This is a genomic window from Nocardioides sp., from assembly GCF_041393715.1.
Classification (GTDB): Bacteria; Actinomycetota; Actinomycetes; order Propionibacteriales; family Nocardioidaceae; genus Nocardioides.
This window is the reverse complement of the sequence record NZ_JAWKJQ010000025.1, coordinates 1-2,043: the sequence shown is the minus strand read 5'-3', so window position 1 is coordinate 2,043 and position 2,043 is coordinate 1. Positions and strand designations below refer to the sequence as shown.

2 protein-coding genes are annotated in these 2,043 nt (G+C 75.6%); both read right to left on the bottom strand.

From position 1 onward, the window contains the following. Positions 1-13 precede the first annotated feature (13 nt). Positions 14-340 (bottom strand): hypothetical protein, encoded by a 327-nt coding sequence (locus R2740_RS18420; RefSeq protein WP_371304154.1) that lies wholly within the window; start codon positions 338-340, stop codon positions 14-16. Positions 341-346: 6 nt separating this feature from the next. Next, positions 347-1,999, bottom strand: coding sequence for a ComEC/Rec2 family competence protein (locus R2740_RS18415; RefSeq protein ID WP_371304153.1), 1,653 nt, complete (start codon positions 1,997-1,999; stop codon positions 347-349). Positions 2,000-2,043 lie beyond the last annotated feature (44 nt).

Below are 2,043 nucleotides of genomic sequence, written 5' to 3'. Positions count from 1 at the left end.
TGGATCTCGCCGCTCATCGGACCGCTCCACGTGCGGCGACGAGGGCGGCGGTCACGTCGGCCGCCCGACGCACCTCACGCTCGAGCGCGACCGGCGCGGCATCCTCCTCGGACGCGGGGCCGGGGAGCACCAGGACGCTGGCTCCGGCCTCGACCGCGGCCGTGGCTACCGAGACGGCCGGGCCGTCGGCGGGGTCGAGGTGAAGCGCCACGGGCGTCCCCTCGGCTGCCAGTCGACGGACCTCGGCCAGTCGCTCCCGGAGCGACGCCGAGCGGTTCGCCTCGCGTACCGGCGGGTGGAGGGCCTCGTAGGCGGACTCGGTGACGACCTGCGGCTCCACGGGCGCTCAAGCTACACGGCACCCCCGATCGTCCCCGATGGCCACGTCTGCTCGGAGCTGGGTGGCGACCGGCACCACCGCCCGGGCGGAGACACCCACGACCACGTCCGCGTGGATCACCCCGGCACGCTGCAGCGCCGCCAGGGTGTCGGACACGTCCGGGTTCCCCTCGAGCTGCACGGTGCGCCCGCAGACGGTGTCACCGACGAGCACTCCCGGAGAGACCCGGGTCGCGCTCGACGGTGCCCGGACGGGCCACAACGCCACCGCGACCAACACGACGGCCGCGACCGCCCGCGCCCACGTGACCGCGGACGTGGTCGGGCCCCGCCGCCGCGCCGCCAGCACCGCGGCGACGATCAGCGCCGCGAGTCGCAGCGGTCCGAGCAGCGGCAACGGCGAGTGCGATCCGACCTCGGCGACCCCGTCGATCCAGCCGACGAGCAGGCGGGCCGGAGCGGTGAGCACCGCGGCGGCGGGATCGACGACGAAGCCGGCGACGACCCCGGCCGTGAGCCCGAGGACCATGACCGCCCCGGCGGCGGGAACGGCGAGGACGTTGGTCAGCGTCGCCACCGACGGCACGCCTCCGTTGAGCCCCATCAGCAGCGGAGCCGTCGCCAGCTGGGCGCTGACGGTGGTGGCGACCGCCTCGGAGAACCAGCGTGGCCCCCGCACCCGCTCGACCAACGGTCCGACGCCGACCAGCAGACCCACCGTCGCGGCCACCGACAGCTGGAACCCCAGTCCCGACACCACCAGCGGGTCGACCAGCACCAGGGCACCCACGGCCAGGGCGAGCATCCGGGCCCCCGAGGTGACCCGACCCGAGGTCGCGGCGAGCAGCGCCACCAGTGCCATGGCCGCTGCGCGCAGGACCGACGCCTCGGCCCTGGTCACCAGCACGAACGCGACCAACGCCCCGGCCCCGAGGATCCATCGGACCCTGAGCGGGACCCTCGACGCCACCGGGCGGACCAGCAGCAGGACGAACGCCACGTTCTGACCGCTGACCGCCAGGAGGTGGCCCAGTCCGGTCGCCTGGAACCGGAAGCGCGCCAGATCGTCCTGGGCGCGGTCGTCGCCGACGACCAGGCCGAGGTACAGCGAACGGGCCCGCTCGTCGAAGGACCCCACCCCGGCGGCCAACCGACGGTGCACGGCGTTGGCCAGAGCGAACCACGGCGCGGCGGGCGGTCCCCGTTCGATGTGCGTGACGACCAGGCGCCCGGCCAGGTGACGGGACCGCTGCCACCCCACCGGCGCGCCGCGGAACGGGCGGGGCCGGCCCACCACCTCGACGTGCTCACCGCTGAGCAGGGGGCGCAGGACCCACTCGTCGCTCCGATCGACCTGGGCCTGGTACCGACGGCCGGCGACGCGCAGCTCGACCGTGCTGCCGTGGTCGCCGGGACGGGGGTCCGACACCAACTGCGCCGTTCCCGCCACCCGGGCGGGCAACGGCGACTCGAGCGCCGAGCGGGCGTCGCCCGAGCGCAGTCCCGCCACGGCCACCAGGGCGACGAGCACCGTCAACGGACGGCGGCGCAGCACCGCCATCACGACCGCGGCGGCCACGACCGGGGTTGGCAGCGATGCTCCGAGCCAGGCCGCCACGGCGACCGCGACGGCGCCGAGAACCACGTGGGCGTCGCTCACCGACCGACCGTGACCAGGTCCCGGACGGCGTCCAGCCGACCCTC